Source organism: Bradyrhizobium sp., assembly GCF_004799445.1.
In the GTDB taxonomy this organism is placed as follows: domain Bacteria; phylum Pseudomonadota; class Alphaproteobacteria; order Rhizobiales; family Xanthobacteraceae; genus Bradyrhizobium.
In genome coordinates, this window is record NZ_SSNA01000192.1 from 1 (window position 1) to 16,669 (window position 16,669).

A 16,669-nucleotide genomic window follows, 5' to 3' on the forward strand; every position below is an offset into this window, starting at 1 on the left:
CGGAAATGGAAGCGCCTGAGGCATTCGTCACGCTGCCGCCGGCGAAGAGAGCGACGCCGTCGTCGACCGTCGCGGTGATGCTGCCGGAGTTCGAAACCGTCCCGATCGCGCCTTGGATGATGACGCCATCTTCACCACCCGTAATCGAGCTGGTGTTGGTCACAAGGCCCCCGGCTCCGAAGCCGACACCATAGGCCACGCCGGAGATCGTGCTGTTGTTCGTCACCGTACCCGCAGCGCCCGTGATGTCGACGCCGGCCCCGGAACCTAATCCAGCCCCGAGCGCGCCGAGGCCCGAGATCGACCCGCCGACGTTGTTCGTCACGCTGCCGCCCGCCTTGAGCACGAGGGCATCCTTGCCCGAAATCGAGCCGGTGTTGCCGACGATGCCGCTGCCGGCCAGCGACACGCCATTGCCGCTGGCAGCGGAGACCACGCCGGCATTCGTGATCGTCCAGGTGGTGCCGGTTCCCCCGTCGATGCCATCGGCAGGGCCCGTCGAGGTCACCGTGCCCGTGCTGGTAATGGTCAGGGGATTGTCGGTCGTGCCCAGAACTACCGGACCGGTCGTGCTGCTGCTGATCGTCGTTGACATCGGTCTCTTCTTAATCGTTAGCCGGTGACAATCATGACCGCACTAGTCCAAGACGTAGCCCAGCCGGTCCATTACGGGTTTAAGGATAGGAATAACCGGCTCCAGATGCTTCCGATAATGGCGATAGCGGAACCGGGACCGGTCGTACAATTTCTGCGTCACTTGCGCGTAACTAGGGGTGTGCGGCAGACGTCGGTTATTGTGGAAATTGACGCAACGCTCGTCGAAGCTCTCGCCGATGAAGTCCAGCATACGACGCACGCTGCCTGACATATCCGCCACCATGTCCTCGTAGCGAACCGGCAAGTACCGCAGTGCCATTTGCGCGCGATAGTGATGGACGAGGTCCATGACCAACACGTAGTGCTGCGCAATGGTCTCCAGCGCAAAAGCGCAGAAATATCCGTGGGTCAGGTGATGGGAATACGCGGATAGAACGACATCCAACGGGTGGCGCAGAATGTGAATCAACGGCGATCGCGGAAAGATCAGAGAGATCAAGCCGATGTGCATTTCGTTCAGGGGCATCTTGTCGGTGAAATAAGTGTCGCCCTGCTTGATGACTCCTCTAAGCTCCGCCTTCTGCAGGTATGTGTCCCGCAATGCTTCGGGTCCGCGCCGATTGTCTCCCATCCACAATTCGGCCAACGCTTCGGGATAGGACAATGGGCTGCCGAACAAACGTGGAAGCGTGTCGCTGAGCTCGTTGATGAACGGAAGCTCATCTCCGGCCGAAATCCTTGGATGGCCGGACAAGGCCTGTTCCGCCAGCGTGGTCCCCGACCGTGGAAAGCCCATGATGAAGATTGGCTGCGCAGACCCCTCCCGTACTGACGCCATGGGCATCAACCGCAGGCGGTCACTGACGAAGAACTGCCGCAGGCGCCCGGCGATCTCCCGCGCCTGGAGATCGAGATAGCCCTTTCCGGTGATTTCACGCGCCAGTCGTTTCGCCTCATCGAAAGAAGCGAAGGCTTCATCATAGCGCCCCAGCCTGTCGAGAATCCGGCCCTTCTCGAGAACTGCGTTGGAGTCCGAACGAACTCCGGCAGGAGGACCACTTTCGTCGTCACCTGGATCGGGCTCGAGTTCGGCCAGAGCCACCGCGAGCTTGCCTTCGCGCGCATGCAACGTCGCCCGGGCGACCCGCAACCCGGGATCGTCGGGGCGAATCTCTGCGGCTCGGTCGAGCTTTGCCTTGGCATCAGCGAAATTGCCGTCGGCTTCCTCGAGCTGGCCCCACCCAAACAATGTTTGGAAAACGTCCGGTGCCGCTTTTATGGATTCGCTGTAGAACTCGCGCGCCTCTGCGATCCTTCCCTGGCACTTGAGGTTCCAAGCCAGGTTGGCCAATAGAATCGGGTCGCGCGCACCGCCTATTTCCAGGACGCGACGATAGTGAAACTCGCCGACATGGGGGCGCTGAGCTTCAGTCAGGATCATGCCCATCAAGTTGTGCGATCGCGGATGTGCCGGTGCGAGACGCACAGCATTTCGCGCGTGATGTTCGGCAGCGGCTAAGTCGCCTCGTTGGAACAGCAGCAATGCCAATTCCTGGGTGGCGTCGACGTTATTGGGCGCGACCGCGACGAGCCGCTGCAACAACGCCAGTGCCGCCTGCTCGTGGCCCGCACGCCGGCGGATCTGATAGAGGATCCAGAGCGCAGCCGGAAAACGGGGGGCCATGTTCAGCACCTCGAGGCTTCCCGCCTCGGCCGCGACGGCGTCGCCGATGGCAAGCGCCTTGGTCGCACGATCAGCAAGAATATCGACCCGCTTCGCTGCCTCAGACGATGCAGCGAAGGTGGGGTCCAGTTCGCAACATCGGCAGCTCCTCAAACCGCTGCCACAGGCGCATAGGGTCTCCTGATGCGTGTTCGCCGCAGCATGCACAACAATTCGACCGAGGGGTGCCAGCCCGTATCGTCCGTCAGGCGCCTGTGCTGGGCAAGCGGGGCGCGCACCCTCCTCGGCGCCGCGCTTCTCAGCGAACGGTCTCTCACCCCGAATTGGCTGTGCAACCAATTGCATCAAATCTCTCCCACGAAGGCATTCGAGGCTGTACGAGGTGGCCGGTGACCGGCCAGGTGTTTCGATTCCCCCTCCCCCAGCGAGGAAGTTCCGCCAAAGCTCAGGCGGCCGCCGCCTTTTCGAATGCGGCGTGATCGTCCCAAGTCTCGATTTCCTCCAACGCAAATTGGTGGGACCAACACGCTATACTGCTTTTGCAAAACTCCACTTGGCTCATGCGGAGTACGACCGTCTGCCGCGGAGTCACTTGCGGTACTCAGAAATGGGTAGCGCGTCGGTTCGCCCCAAGCCGCCCGCCTCGTCCCCAACCCACGCTCGGGACGGGCCCCTTGGTAAACGGGTACGGGGAAGCCTGCAGGTGTTTTTGACAAGCCACGCGGCCTTCGCCACGCACCGTCACAGGTGCTCGGCGCGGAGCGACAGGCGGCGGCGAACATCCGACGCGGAGATCGCCTGCAAGGAGAGATCAAGATCGATCCTTTCCACCGCGTAGCCGACGTCGCGGCCATAGAAGACATGTGTGACATTGGGAAGCGGAACCACAAGAAAGCGCCCCTCGAACTCGCGAAGCGCGTGCTCGATCCGGGCTCGCACATATTCGAAATCAAAGGGATTGCTGCCGTCGGTTCCTGCCGTATCACGGACTGCGATGCAAACTTGGCCGACCCGCCGCAGCCCCTCGATGATCAAGGCCCGGTGGCCATTGTGGAAAGGCTGGTAGCGTCCCACGAACAGGGCGGTCGGCCGTTTGGTGTCGAAGACTGGCCGCACACGGTTTGCGACTTCCTCGGCCCAGTACTCGGCCGACCCCTCGGCGACGACGCGCAAATCGTATCGCTCGGGCGCGACGAAAATCCGGTCGGTGTCCTCGAATCGGCTTTGCCGCACACGATCCACCCAGACAATGAAGGAACTTCGGCCCGCTTCGAAGGCGGCACGGGCTTCCTTGGTGGGGCATATGAAGTCCGCGACGGCGAAGCAACCTGTTTTGACGACTTGATCGCACAGCCAACCCATGCGGCGCGCCTGCTCGACGCGATCGGCGGCAGTAAATCCCAAATCCCTGTTGATTTCGCGACGGACGTCGTCCGCATTGAAATGGACAGCGTTCAATCGGGGGGCAAGCACCCGCGCAAGCGTGGTCTTGCCGGCTCCCGGCAATCCCATGATCAGGATTTTGCGAGTCATCTACAGAGGCCTCCAGATATTTCTGTCTTGCTGCGCATCCAGCGTTTCGCCCGAGCGGCGCGATCAGGCGCTGAGCGGCCTCCCTGATAAAGCGAGGCACCCGGCGAGATCTGGTTGCACGGCTTTTCAAGCCTTTGCGGCTGGAGCCTCGGCTCGGAAAGAGCCTCGCCGACCCGGCGTGCCGCGCTGGCCCAATCGCCCGGGCTCGGCTGGCGGAACAACCGCGCGGTCGGGTACCAGGGGCTGTCGCTTCGTTCCAGCAGCCAACGCCAATCAGGTGCATAGGGCAGCAGGATCCAGACGGGTTTCCCCATCGCGCCCGCCAGATGGGCTACCGCGGTGTCCACGGTAACAATCAGATCGAGCGTTTCGATGATGGCCATTGTGTCAGCAAAATCAGCAATCTCAGCGCCGAGATTTAGCAGCGGAGCCCGATCGAAATAGTTCGCAATCGCGCCTTGCGCCGGCCCTGTTTGCAAGGAGACCAGAGCAACGCCATCCAACGCAGCAATTGGCGCAAACGCCGATAGGCTCATGGAACGGTTGAGATCATTGTTGTGAGTTGACCTGCCGGCCCAGACGATACCAATGCGGCGAATGTCGGGCTGAAGCAGGTCCTGCAAGCGAGCACGCCAAGCCGCGGTTCGCGCCGGATCGGCATGAAGATAAGGCACCTTGCTGGGAATCGTATCGAGGATTGTGCCGTGCAAGCGCGGCAGGCCGGTCAGCGGACAATAGGCATCGAAAGGCGGACAGCGGTCCCAATGGCCCACCAATTCGAGCCCCGGATGAGTCTGCCGGATCACCGGATGCATGAGAGGGTCGGCCACGACCACCACTTGCGGGCAACGTGCGCAGACCCATGGGATATATCGGCAGAACTGGATCGTGTCGCCGAAGCCCTGGTCGGCGATCAGCAGCAGCGTGGCGCCAGGCAGCGGCGCGCCATCCCATTGAGGGCGGTTATTCGGAGGCAGGAGCGGCGGCGCGCCCGCGATCCGGTAGCGCCATTCATACTCCCTCCAGCCCTCCGCGAATTGGCCACGCAGCAAGAGTGCCTCGGCCAGTTCGAAATGCGGGCCCGGTGCTGCAGGATCAAGCGCCAAAGCACGGCGAGCGCAGGCGATGCTCTGATCCAGCTCCAATTTCCGGTAATGCGTGACGGCCAGGTTGTGTAGCGTCTGGAAATCGTCGAAATCCCTATCGAGCGTTTGCTGCCCGACTCGCAGTGCGTCGTCGTAGCGGCCGAGCCGTTCATAGATGGGACACAAATTGCGGCGGAACAGCATAGCGTCCGGGGCCAAACTGATCGCGCGCTCGATCATTTCGGCCGCCGCTTCGTGGCGTCCCATGCGGAAGAGCAGAACGCCTTTTTGGTGCAGAGCCCACGGCTCATCCGGAGCAGCCGACAGAATGTGACCGAGGATCCTCTCTGCCTCGGACATTCTTCCTTCCTCCGAGAATTCCGCGGCGACCTTCAACAATTCGTCCAGCGGGACCGGCACCTTCGGTATCGCCGACGGCGCACCAGCTTGCAGTCCGGGCGATGCATCGTCGCTTGTCAACGGTTCCAGCGACTTCTCGTCATGACGATTGAGCGAGGGAGATCGATCGCAGAGCACCTCCGCTTGTCCGCGGGTGGGAATGTGCCGTGGGCGCGAACCTTCGTCGCAGAATGGTGAAAGCGCGTATTCTTTCATCGATCGTTTCAGACCAAATGATGGGGCCACTCCATCGGGGGTGCGACGACAAGCACGCCGCAACACGAGGCCACTCGATTGCGAGCGACCATCATGTGATGAAATCCATCTGCCGGCGGACCTGTTTGTCGGAGAAGCGGCAACGCCACCACTCGATCGTCCTTTCCAATCCGTCCCGCAGCTTGACCTGCGGTGACCATCCAGTCGCACGTACGAAGCGGCCGCAATCGGCGAGCAGCGCTCGCACTTCCGAATTCGGTGGCCGCAGACGCTTGTTCTCCTGAAGCACAGGCTTGTGGCAGGATGTCAGGTCGATGATGAGGTCGATCAGATCGCCGACCTTGATCGCCCGCTGACTGCCGGCGTTATATGCCTGACCGAATTCCACGCCTTCGGCGAGACCCGCAGTCATGAATGCAGCAGCAGTATCCGTAACGAACGTGAGATCGCGCACGGTCGTCGCGTCGCCCACCATGATCGCGGCGCACGAAGGATCGAGCGCCTGTCGGATAATGGTGCCGATGATGGCCCTTTCACTTTGTCGTGGCCCGAATGTGTTGAATGGCCTGAGGATTAGGACTGGTACGCCGAACGACCTCGCGAATGCCTCCGCCATCATGTCCGCGGCTATTTTGGAAGCCGAGTATGGCGATTGTCCCTGCAGCGGATGGGACTCATCGATCGGCATTGTTAGGGCGGTGCCGTAAACTTCGCTCGTCGATGTGTGCACGATCCGTTCGGTACCGTGTTGCCGGGCCGCTTCGAGAACGTTCAAGGTCCCGAGCACGTTGGTTTCCACATAGGATTGCGGCGCGATGTACGAATGGGGTATCGCAATCAGTGCTGCGAGATGAAAAACGATTTCGTGACCGTGCACGAGGCGATTGATGAAAGCTGCATCGCGGACGTCGCCGCGGACAAGATTGATTTTCCCCCGGATCTGCTCCGGCAGATCGTCCAGCCAACCATGGCTGTCGAAGGAATTGTACTGAGCAAGCGCGGTAACTTCGGCTCCCGTCGAAACAAGGGCTTCTGTCAGGTGCGAACCGATGAAACCGTCCGCTCCGGTTACGAGGATCTTGGCACCAAGGTAGCTCATAGCCATCGATGTCTCGCCTCATCTTCTGGAAACGTTTGACTGACCTCCAAGCCCCGCTTCGATCCGCGACCCCGCCGCGATCATCCAGGCTCCTCGAAGAATCCAACCGAGATCGGAAATGAGCGTTCGCTGCGAGAAATACGCGAGGTCGACTTTCGCTTTGGCAGGGAACAGAACCTGCCGATAGAACTCCACCGCAGCGATATCGGCGGGAAAGAGCCTGCTTTCATGTCGAAACATGATCTGGCACGGGCCGAAAAGGCCGGGCTTGTGATCGAGAACCTTCTCGAACCCGTTGCGGAAGCAGTCGGTAAAAGCAAGTGACTCGGGTCGTGGCCCCACCAGCGACATATCACCCCGCAGAACGTTCCAGAGTTGCGGCAACTCGTCCAGCTTGCTTGCGGCAAGGATGCGGCCGACTGCCGTTAGACGGTCGTCTTCTTCGATCGTAAGCGGGCATCCGTTGTTGTCGCAGTCGGGTCTGAATTTGCGAAACTTGTACATTCGAAACGGCCGTCCATGCTGTCCCAGACGAAGCTGCGAGAACAGGATCGGCCCTCCACTTTCGATCCATATCGTAATCACCACGATCAACATGACGGGTGTGAGAAGGGATGTTGCTACCGCAGCACACAATATATCAAGGGTACGCCGCAAGCCGACATCGATCCCGAAAGATGGCCGGGAGAACTCGTCCGCCGCGTCGCGCATGGTCATGCGGTTGCCTCCATCGAAAGCTCTGCACCCAGTGCGGCTGCGAGCGAATTCACGACGAATTCGACAGTCTCCGGGGTCATCCTGGGATGGAGCGGCAGTGTGAGCTCCCGTCGGGAAAATTCCTCGGTTCGCAGCAAATGAAACTCCGGACAAAGGTTCTTGTAAAATGTCAGGCGATGCACTGGGGGGTAATGGACGGTGGTCTGAACGCCTCGCTTGCGCAGCTCGTCGACGATGGCCTGCCGACTGATTGCGGTCGGAAGCAGAACCGGCATCAGATGATGCGCCGATGGCCATGGATCCGCGAATGGCACCGTTACCGACGGGCACAGCCGAGCAATGAGCCGGCGATATTGCAGCGACAGCCGTCGTCTGATGTCATTCCATTCCGGCAATCTCTTGAGCTGCGCGAGGCCGACGGCAGCTCGCAACTCGTCCATACGGTAGTTGAATCCAAGCATCGTGACATCGTAATCTGAACTGCGACTGTCGAGGCGCTGCCGCGTGTTGCTTGTCATGCCATGAGAACGCGCTCGCCTGATGGTTTCTCTCAATGATCGGGAGTGGGCAATGATCGCGCCTCCCTCAGCGGTCGTCATGTTCTTATTGCCATAAAAGCTGAATGCCGCCGCTTCGCCTATGGTCCCGGCAGCTGGCAGCCCCGGCGCATGCGCGGCGTCCTCGATCAAGAGCAAATTCCTGCGTCGCGCGAAGGACTGCCAAGCGTCACGTTGCGCCAGATAGCCGCCGAAATGCACGATGATGACGGCTTTGGTTCTCGCAGTGCACCTGGCTTCAGCCTCATCCAACGAGATCAGGGGAACTTTCGGCGACTCGATATCGACGAAGACCGGCCGCGCCCCGACATAGCGCACGCTATTGGCGGTGGCGACAAACGTCAGCGATGGAACAAGGACTTCATCGCCTGGTCCAATGCCGAGCGCGTACAGGATTAGGTGGAGGGCAGCAGTGCAAGAGCTAACGGCTACCGACTCTTCGGCTTGATGCAGGCGGGCGAAAGCCTGTTCAAATTCCTCGACCCGGTCTCCCATCGTAACCCAGCCGCTGTCGATTACAGCGACCAAAGCAGCTTTTTCCTCCGCCCCCAAGATGGGCTCTGATACCAACAACATGTGCGATCCCGATCTGATCGAGCGTTTAACTGGCCGGGGCAATCACCGCGACATGCGGCATTGCTTCAAGCTGCGATGGTTGGCGCGAATGCGGGCGACTGCTCGTCCCAAGCGACTTCCTGAGCTTTATGGAAGTCCTCCACTCGGCCTATATCGAGCCACATGCCGTTGTGCTTGAATACGTTCACAGGTATCTCCTCCTCCAGCATCTGGAACATCAAATCGTCGAATCCGAATGGCACACCCGAGGGGATACGTTCGAGAACTGCAGGATCCATGCAGTAAACGCCCATGCTGACGAGATGCGACAGTTCAGGCTTCTCGCGAAATCCGAACACACGTCCGTCCGTCTCGTCGATCACACCAAAGTCCATTTTGGTGAGACGGGTGGCAGTCGCGATGGTAAGAGTCCCGTGATGTCGCCGATGACTGTTCACGAACTGGTTGAGGTTAAGATCGGTAAGTACATCGCCGTTAAGAACCAGGAACGGCACGTCGAGCTGTTCGCGCAGGAGTGACAACGGACCGATGGTTCCAAGCGGTTCTACTTCCTGCGTGTAGGTGATCTGCATGTTCCATTGACTGCCGTCGCCGCAAACGCTGCGAATGAGGTGACCCAGGTATCCGGTCGTAATGAAAACGTCCTTGATGCCGCTCCGTCTGAGCCACTTGAGCAATAGCTCGAGCACAGGTCGGGCTCCAATCGGCATAAGTGGTTTTGGCAAAATGGATGTGTGCGGGCGCAAACGCATGCCCCTTCCGCCGCACTGGATAACTGCTTTCATTTTGGTACTCCCATATTACTCGTATTTTGTTGCTCTCCGCTCGCACCCGACTGGCCATAGCCGACTAAAATATTCTCACTGCAAATGCGCATTCTGTTCAATATGATCCTCAACAGACCCTTGATGTTAGCTGGCTCGCCATCCGTGCGCATGGCTAAGGCGCATTACCACCCGCTAGCCGCGAGCAACAACGCGCTCGCCGCGCTACGTCGAAGTGGGTAACCCGTCCACGTATCCGGATCGCGATGATGTGGAACGATGATGTGGAACAATGTGCTCTCGTATCTCGGAATTCTGCAGGAACGATGCCCGAAAGCCGGGCAGCAACCGCATCTTCGCGATACGCGTACGCGAAAGCGACACGGTCGCGCAAATGCCGCAGCACATATTTCGAGATTCTTCCGCGCAGCCCGATCGGTCCCGGTGCCGCAGATCTCGGGGCGTTTCGGCTTGCCGACCCGCAAAGCGGCAAGCCGCGACGCGATTCCAAACTGAAAATTCGACACCCCGATACGTGCCGTCGACACCCTCGTCTCATCTCCGGCAAGTAGGAAGGTGAATACCCCCTTCTGAGTACCTCGCAATGCACCGATGCTTTCGAGGCCAATATTGGTAACGTTTCGCCGTGCTGCATCAATTGCTTAGTGTTTGATGATGCCGTCTCTCGAGTTGCGAGGCGTGTCATGGATTTGAATATTTTGTTTTGCATCGACTGCCTGGTCCGCAGGGCCCCTTGGCTAGAACAGACGGTCTGCGGCGTGCCGGTTCACCACATAACTCCGAACATAGCTCCGACCGGAGCCCGTCCCGCTAACGCAGCGAGGAGGATCACGCCTTGACCCCGCGTTTGCTCTGCATCGGAGGAGAGGATCATCATCTTCGGATTCCGTTCCTGCTCGCCCTTGGCCATCGCGGCGTCAGGGTGACTGCGGCCGGCACCGGAGACGGCACCCCGTTCGCACGCGCCGGGATCGAGTATCGTTCGTTCCGCTTCGATCGGTTTGTGAATCCGCTAGCCGATTTGACCGCAGTCAGATTGCTCGCATGCCTGATCGCCGACGTCCGTCCCGATCTCGTTCAATGCTTCGACACGAAACCGAATCTGCTGGTTCCACTCGCGGCGCGCAGCAGCGATGGTGTCGCCGTTATTCGAACGATCAACGGACTCGGCTGGATCTACTCGTCGGGCTCGGCATTGGCCTTGACGCTCCGGCCCGTCTACCTCGCGCTCCAGCGGTTGGCGGCGCGAAGGACGGCGATGACCGTGTTTCAGAATCGCGATGACCAGACGTTTTTCGAACGTTACGCGATCATCGGCAAGGGATTGAGCCGGCTCATTCCCGGATCGGGGATCGATGTCGGGCGATTTGAGCAGGCGGCGTCAGCGGGGCCCTCACCAGCCGACCTGCGCCGGTCGCTCGGGCTCAAAGACAGCGAAATCGTCATCACCGTCACGCGCCTCACCCGGCAGAAGGGAATTCCGGCGCTGCTTGAGGCCGCGGCGCTGATTCACGAGGTGCGCCCAACCGTCCGTTTCCTGCTTGTCGGCCCGCGCGAGAGCGAAGGACCGTTGGCGGTGACACAGGCCGAGCTCGACCGCCATGCCCCCTACGTTATTGCCACCGGCATGCGATCGGACGTCCCCTCGTTGCTCAAAACCGCCGACGTGTTCGCATTCCCTACCGAGTATCGCGAGGGCGTGCCCCGAGCGTTGCTCGAGGCGGCGCTCGCCGGGCTGCCCATCGTGGCGACAAATATGCCTGGCTGCAACGACGTGGTTCGCGACGGCTGGAGCGGCTTTCTGGTTCCACCGCACTCGCCGCGCCTGCTGGCAACGAAAATTATCGACCTGCTCGACGATCGCTCCACTGGACGCGCGATGGGCAGGCGCGCCGCAGAACTGGTGAGGCAGGAGTTCAATCTCGATCTAACCGTTGCCCGCTATGTCGCGGCCTACAACGAACTGCTCGATGATCCTCTTCGAAGCCAACTGCAGATGGCCAGGAAAGGCCACGACCACGGTTCGCTCGGAAAAGAGAGGTTTTCATGAAGCGAGACCTGCTGCTGGTGCTGGGAATTCTGCTGTCGACCGCGTCCCAGCTGCGGCCTGCCGGCGAGATTTGCCTCGTGATCTGGATCGGCCTGATGCTCGGCCGCGAGACGGTGCAGCTTGGGCCTCGATTCACACCGGCGCTTTCCCGGCTGGTCATCTTCTGGCTGCTTTTTGCCGTGGCCCAGAGCATCGGCACGCTTGCCGGTTTTGCGATCGGGGATGTTCACGATCAATCGTTGTTCATGCACGACGTGATGGCCTACCCGCTGCTCGCCGCCATCAGCATCCTTTGCGTCGTGGGGACAGATGCAGAATCCCGCCTGCATCGCGTCGCCTGGCTTCTGGTGACTATCGGCTCGGCTACCCTCGCTGTGCAGGTCGTCCAAGCGTGGGGATGGGTCAGCGCAGGATCGATCGATCCCTGGTATTGGGATCGCTTGCGTGGCTGGTCAGAGAACCCGAACCAGCTGGCTATACTTTGCGCCGTGCTCGGACTTCTATCCCTGCATCTCGCCGACGTCGCAACCAGCACCCCTGCGCGGATCGCTGCCATCGGAACTGCCATTCTTCCCGTTTACGCCGGACGGCTCACCAAGGGCGATACCTTCAGTCTTGTCCTTTTGGCGGCCGGTCCGATCTTCATCGCGCTCAAGCTGCGAACATGGCTTCTTTCCCATCAACCAAGGCTCACCGTCCGCTCGGCCTCCGCATGGATCGCTATCCTCGCGGTGCCGCTGCTATTGGCCTCCGCCGCTCCGTTCGGTGCTTCCCTCGCGGTCGAGGGCCAAGGATTTCTCGGCGACTTGGCGAAGGGCGACCAGCAGGATACGCAAAAAACCGCTGAGATCCGACTCCAGACCTGGCGGCAAGCGATCGATCGCGGACTTGAATCAGGACTACTCGGTTTGGGGCCGGGTCCACACCTTCCGATACCATCCTGGATTCGCGCAGGACGACAGGAATCATTGGGAGAGCCTAGATTTCTCGAGCATCCCAAAGTGAACGGCACGCCGAACTTCGAGGCCCACAATACGCTGCTCGATATCCTCACCCAGGGTGGACTATTGGCCGTCCTCAGCCTCGTCTGGCTGGTTGGGGCCACGGTCCTGCTGACCTACCGAACGAGGCTGGATGGACTAACGGTGCTGCTTTGCGGACTGACGATCTTCAGCATTTTCCATTTGATTGTCCGCCACCCGGCCTTCTGGTTTGCCATCGCAATCTGCCTGGTCGCTGCGGAAGGCCGCAAGGCGTCACTGGCGCACCGGTGGAGCTGACGAGATGTGCGGCATCGCAGGCATTCTGGTCACACGCGCAACGAACCCTCGCAATCTTGCGGCGATCGATCCGATGGCCGCGACGCTCCATCATCGCGGGCCCGACAGCGGTGGCATCTGGCTCGATCGCGAGGGCGGCATCGCTCTTGGCCATCGTCGCCTCGCGATTGTCGATCTGTCCGACGCCGGCCACCAACCGATGCTGTCGGCCGATAAAAACCTCGTCATGACGTTCAACGGCGAGATTTACAATTTCGCCAGCCTGCGGCCGGGACTAGCCGCCAAAGGCCATCGTTTCCGCAGCGATGGCGACACCGAGGTCATGCTGGCCGCGTTCGAAAGCTACGGCATCGAGGAAGCGCTCAAGAAATTTTCCGGGATGTTTGCCGCCGGCGTCTGGGATCGCAAACATCGCGTTCTGCACCTCGTCCGCGATCGCATGGGCAAAAAGCCGCTGTATATCGCACTTGCCAATGGAACGCTGCTGTTCGCATCCGAACTGAAGGCGATTCTGGCCTATCCCGATTTCCGCCCAACGGTCGATACGCGGGCGCTGGCGATGATGCTTCGCCAGGGCTGGATGCCGGACCAACATTGCATCTGGAAGGGCGTCTTCAAGCTGCCGCCCGGAACGATGCTCTCGGTACAGGCCGAAGATTTGGAGACGGCAAGTGTCGAAAGCTTGCGGGGAAGGGTTCGGTGCTGGTGGTCGCTGGCCGCGGTCGCGGAAACCGGGCAGCGGTATCCGCTCACGCTCGATGAATCCGAGCTCGATACCGAGCTTGATCGGCTGCTCCGGAGCGCGGTGCGGCAACGAATGGTCGCCGACGTGCCGCTTGGCGCCTTCCTGTCCGGAGGGATTGACAGCTCAACGGTCGTCGCGCTCATGCAGGCGCAATCGTCGCGTCCCATTCGCACCTTCACCATCGGCTTCAGCGAAGCCCAATATGACGAGGCTGCGCACGCATCAGAAGTGGCGCGGCATTTTGGCACCGACCACACCGAATTTCGCCTGACGCCTGCGGAAGTCTGCGCGGTGATCCCGGATCTGCCGCAGATTTGGGATGAACCGTTTGGCGACGAATCGCAAATTCCCACTTTGCTTCTTTCGCGACTGGCGCGGCAGCATGTCACTGTCGCATTGTCCGGAGACGGCGGCGACGAGTGTTTTGGCGGATACGCGCGACATTTCATGCTGGCGCGGCTCGCCGCTCTGTTTCGGCTCCCTTCCAGCCTGCGCCGATTGGCGGCTTCTGCACTACTCCAGCTGACGCCACAAGCGTGGTTGGAGATCTTCCGGATTCTTCAAATACCGGCCGCGCTTCGTCCGACCTCGAACGGCACCAACCTGCAGAAATTCGCGCGCGCGCTCGAGGCTGCGGACGAACAAGAGCGTTACAACCAGTTGACAACGTTCGGTTCGCCGTCCGTGGTTCTCGATCCGGGAGCCGCCGATCCGGCCGACGTCCCGCCGCTCCCCGATCCGGTTGGCAGGCTCATCTATCGGGACATGGCCGGCTATTTGACCGGCGACATTCTAGTCAAGCTCGACCGCGCGACAATGGCGGCCAGTCTGGAGGCACGATGTCCGTTTCTCGATGATCGCGTCGTCGAGCTTGCATGGCGCCTGCCCACCGCCGTCAAGATCCGCGGCGGCCAGGGCAAAAGGCCATTGCGGCGCGTACTCCGCCGCTACCTGCCCGAAGCCCTCTTCGAACGGCCGAAGCAAGGCTTCAATGTCCCTATCGGCGAATGGCTGCCTGGCCCTTTGCGCGGCTGGGCGGAGGAGTTGCTTGACGGGGCACGCATCCGGCGCGAGGGCCTGCTTCATTCCGGCCGCATTCAGGCCTGCTGGCAGCAACATCTCAGCGGACGAAGGGATCGGTCGGGTGAACTGTGGGCCATTCTAATGGTTCAGGCCTGGCTCGACTTCGCTCGCAATTCGAAATTGCCGCAGTCTTCTTTCGCGGCCGACGAGCCGGAGACGTCCTTGACGCCTCAAACAAGGAGTTTGAGAGCCTATGGCTAGATCACCCCACATCAAGCTCGTCGCCCTGGGCCCGTCGATCGCCTGTCAGGGCCAACGATCAGCCCGGCGCAGAATGATTAGGCGCCGCGCCGCTCCTTTCCTGAACCAACACCACAAGAACTCCAGAGCACCAGCGGCAGATGAATCAAGAGGTCGGCAATGAATATACATTGGGATCTAACGACTGAGGAAACCAAGCCGCCCGTGCCCGTGAGGAAAAATGCGAGTTCCGCGCGATGGACAACTGACAGGTCTACGGCCGACCCACTTCACTTCCTTGAACTCGTCAATCTCCTGCTCCGCCGAAAACGCCTCATCCTGACCATGGCACTCTGCGGTGCGATGCTGGTGTTTACAGTTGGGTTGTTGATGCCGCCAAAATATACCGCGAAAGCACAGATCGCGATCGATCCGCCTTCCAGCAGCACTCAGGCCGCCGCTCTCCCCAAGGATGAGGGCAGCATCGAGACCCACGTGACCATCCTTCTCGCTCGTGATCACCTGCAGCACGTCGCCGACAATCTGCAGGAAGACCCGCAATTGCAGACGGCAGCGCCCGCCGTTCGTCGGATCGAGACCGAACGCGTCGCGGATCGCGAGCCGCGGCACGCCACCTCGGCGCGCTGGCTGCCGAGCCCTTGGGAGTTGGCACACCGCCTGCGCATTTGGGTAAGAGGGGTCAGCAGTGGAGAACCGACGCTGAACGTCGACGAACTGGAACGCCACCTCAGGGTCAACCAAGAAGGACGCTCCCGCGTCATCACCGTTAGCTACACATCGACGGACCCCGACGCAGCCAGGACCATCGCCAACCGGATTGCCGAGCTGTACGTCGAGGGTCAGGGTGAACAAAAGCGCGCATATACCAGCAGCGAATTGACTCGGCTCGACAGTCGCATTGCAGACGTGAAGATCGAGGTTGAACGATCCAGCACAGCCGTACAGGCCTTCATGCGGCAAAGACTCGACGCTGCGAAGCAGGCGAGCACAACCCGTGAATCAGATCAACATCTGCAGGAGCTCGAACGCCAGGCGGTAGCAAAGGGACAGCTCTATCGTACGCTGCTGCGCCGCCAGCAGGAGATCCGGGACCTGCAAGAGAACATCACGTCCGGCGCGTATATCCTGTCGCTGGCCGCGACACCGGACCGGCCGAGCTCTCCGAATCCGTTCCTGTTCATCCTTCCCGCGCTGATCGTGTTTCTAATCTGCGGATCGCTACTGGCCGTCATTCTGGAGAGCCTTGACCGCGGGCTAAGGAGCGAGAAGGAAATCAATACGGCGCTCGGCGTCTCCTGCCTCGGGCTGGTTCCGCAGGTCGCGGAAATGGATAGAACCCGCCGATTGCATCAGCATCTGGAAACCAACCCGTTTGCTGCCTATGCCGAGGCCATTCGTTCGATCGTAGCAACTGGACACCTGGCGTCGCCATTTCATCCATCGAAAGTAATCCTGATCACCTCAAGCTTGCCTGCGGAGGGAAAGACCACGCTGGCGGTGAGCCTTTCGGTCTGCCTGGCCCGGCTGGGGCAACGTGTTCTCTTAGTCGATCTGGACTTCAAGCATCCATCGATCCTGCGTGAACTGGGCGGCGAAGCCGGACAGGGAATTGTTGACATCCTGCTCAAGAACCGCACGCCGGCAGACGTAATCCAGTCTATTCCGAAGTTGGGGCTTGATTGTTTGCCGATGAGCCGAAGTTCCTTTGATCCGCTGATACTGTTCGACGGCGACAAGATGCCGCGTCTGCTGCGCCAGTTGCGCCGGAATTACGATTACGTGATCATCGACAGTCCGCCGGTGCTCGGCAGCACCGAGACGCGGTTGCTCGCTGCTATGGCGGACGAGAACCTCTTCGTAGTCAAATGGGGCAGCACACCGCGAGAGCTCGCGCAGAACGCACTGGACCTGCTGCGTAGACCCAACCGCGCCCAGGCGCAGCAGCTTCGGCACGTGAGCGCGCTGATTTCGCAAGTCGACCTGAAAAAGCAATCGTCTTATGGATATGGCTACACGGGCGAATATTTCTCGAACTACGGGAAAGCTTCACCTGCCCCTGACG

Annotated in this window: 11 protein-coding genes and 1 pseudogene; 4 read left to right on the forward strand and 8 right to left on the reverse strand. The window is 60.5% G+C overall.

Annotation, left to right across the window (positions count from 1 at the left end; all coding sequences use genetic code 11):
• The 8 genes and pseudogenes from E8A46_RS24425 to E8A46_RS24460 all read right to left on the reverse strand — a co-directional run.
• Positions 1 to 595 (reverse strand): annotated as a pseudogene (locus tag E8A46_RS24425) (hypothetical protein); the annotation flags it as partial.
• 42 nt (positions 596 to 637) lie between these two features.
• Complete coding sequence (locus tag E8A46_RS24430; protein WP_291566704.1) at positions 638 to 2,626, reverse strand: tetratricopeptide repeat-containing sulfotransferase family protein; 1,989 nt, start codon at positions 2,624 to 2,626, stop codon at positions 638 to 640.
• Positions 2,627 to 3,022: 396 nt separating this feature from the next.
• Positions 3,023 to 3,814 carry an adenylyl-sulfate kinase gene (locus E8A46_RS24435; protein WP_291566706.1) on the reverse strand — a complete coding sequence of 264 codons (792 nt, stop codon included), beginning with the start codon at positions 3,812 to 3,814 and terminating at the stop codon, positions 3,023 to 3,025.
• The gene (locus tag E8A46_RS24440; protein WP_291566708.1) at positions 3,811 to 5,514 is read right to left on the reverse strand and encodes a tetratricopeptide repeat-containing glycosyltransferase family protein; all 1,704 of its coding nucleotides are present in this window, start codon (positions 5,512 to 5,514) and stop codon (positions 3,811 to 3,813) included. The genes E8A46_RS24435 and E8A46_RS24440 overlap by 4 nt, the downstream gene beginning before the upstream one ends.
• Positions 5,515 to 5,605: 91 nt before the next feature.
• Positions 5,606 to 6,613: an SDR family NAD(P)-dependent oxidoreductase gene (locus E8A46_RS24445; protein WP_291566725.1), complete on the reverse strand. Its 1,008-nt coding sequence runs from the start codon at positions 6,611 to 6,613 to the stop codon at positions 5,606 to 5,608.
• Positions 6,614 to 6,631: 18 nt separating this feature from the next.
• Positions 6,632 to 7,330, reverse strand: a complete 699-nt coding sequence (locus E8A46_RS24450) for a sugar transferase (protein ID WP_291566710.1) — start codon at positions 7,328 to 7,330, stop codon at positions 6,632 to 6,634.
• On the reverse strand, positions 7,327 to 8,463 hold the full coding sequence (locus E8A46_RS24455; RefSeq protein WP_291566712.1) for a DegT/DnrJ/EryC1/StrS family aminotransferase: 1,137 nt from the start codon (positions 8,461 to 8,463) through the stop codon (positions 7,327 to 7,329). Before E8A46_RS24455 ends, E8A46_RS24450 begins: the two co-directional genes overlap by 4 nt.
• A 65-nt stretch (positions 8,464 to 8,528) precedes the next feature.
• On the reverse strand, positions 8,529 to 9,248 hold the full coding sequence (locus E8A46_RS24460) for a sugar phosphate nucleotidyltransferase (RefSeq protein ID WP_291566714.1): 720 nt from the start codon (positions 9,246 to 9,248) through the stop codon (positions 8,529 to 8,531).
• 835 nt (positions 9,249 to 10,083) lie between these two features.
• Between E8A46_RS24460 and E8A46_RS24465 the strand changes: the two genes are divergently transcribed.
• The 4 genes from E8A46_RS24465 to E8A46_RS24480 all read left to right on the forward strand — a co-directional run.
• Entirely contained in the window at positions 10,084 to 11,298 is a 1,215-nt protein-coding gene (locus E8A46_RS24465; protein ID WP_291566715.1) for a glycosyltransferase, read from the forward strand.
• Complete coding sequence (locus E8A46_RS24470) at positions 11,295 to 12,578, forward strand: O-antigen ligase family protein (protein WP_291566718.1); 1,284 nt, start codon at positions 11,295 to 11,297, stop codon at positions 12,576 to 12,578. Before E8A46_RS24465 ends, E8A46_RS24470 begins: the two co-directional genes overlap by 4 nt.
• Before the next feature lie 4 nt (positions 12,579 to 12,582).
• The gene (gene asnB / locus E8A46_RS24475) at positions 12,583 to 14,607 is read left to right on the forward strand and encodes an asparagine synthase (glutamine-hydrolyzing) (RefSeq protein ID WP_291566720.1); all 2,025 of its coding nucleotides are present in this window, start codon (positions 12,583 to 12,585) and stop codon (positions 14,605 to 14,607) included.
• 159 nt (positions 14,608 to 14,766) lie between these two features.
• A partial coding sequence (locus E8A46_RS24480; RefSeq protein WP_291566722.1) for an AAA family ATPase occupies positions 14,767 to 16,669 on the forward strand: 1,903 nt, incomplete at its 3' end.

Bases quoted from the DNA above. Each gene is read 5' to 3' on its own strand.
- E8A46_RS24430 (WP_291566704.1), bottom strand. From the start codon at position 2,626: ATGCAATTGGTTGCACAGCCAATTCGGGGTGAGAGACCGTTCGCTGAG.
- E8A46_RS24435 (WP_291566706.1), bottom strand. From the start codon at position 3,814: ATGACTCGCAAAATCCTGATCATGGGATTGCCGGGAGCCGGCAAGACC.
- E8A46_RS24440 (WP_291566708.1), bottom strand. From the start codon at position 5,514: ATGAAAGAATACGCGCTTTCACCATTCTGCGACGAAGGTTCGCGCCCA.
- E8A46_RS24445 (WP_291566725.1), bottom strand. From the start codon at position 6,613: ATGAGCTACCTTGGTGCCAAGATCCTCGTAACCGGAGCGGACGGTTTC.
- E8A46_RS24450 (WP_291566710.1), bottom strand. From the start codon at position 7,330: ATGACCATGCGCGACGCGGCGGACGAGTTCTCCCGGCCATCTTTCGGG.
- E8A46_RS24455 (WP_291566712.1), bottom strand. From the start codon at position 8,463: ATGTTGTTGGTATCAGAGCCCATCTTGGGGGCGGAGGAAAAAGCTGCT.
- E8A46_RS24460 (WP_291566714.1), bottom strand. From the start codon at position 9,248: ATGAAAGCAGTTATCCAGTGCGGCGGAAGGGGCATGCGTTTGCGCCCG.
- E8A46_RS24470 (WP_291566718.1), top strand. From the start codon at position 11,295: ATGAAGCGAGACCTGCTGCTGGTGCTGGGAATTCTGCTGTCGACCGCG.
- asnB (WP_291566720.1), top strand. From the start codon at position 12,583: ATGTGCGGCATCGCAGGCATTCTGGTCACACGCGCAACGAACCCTCGC.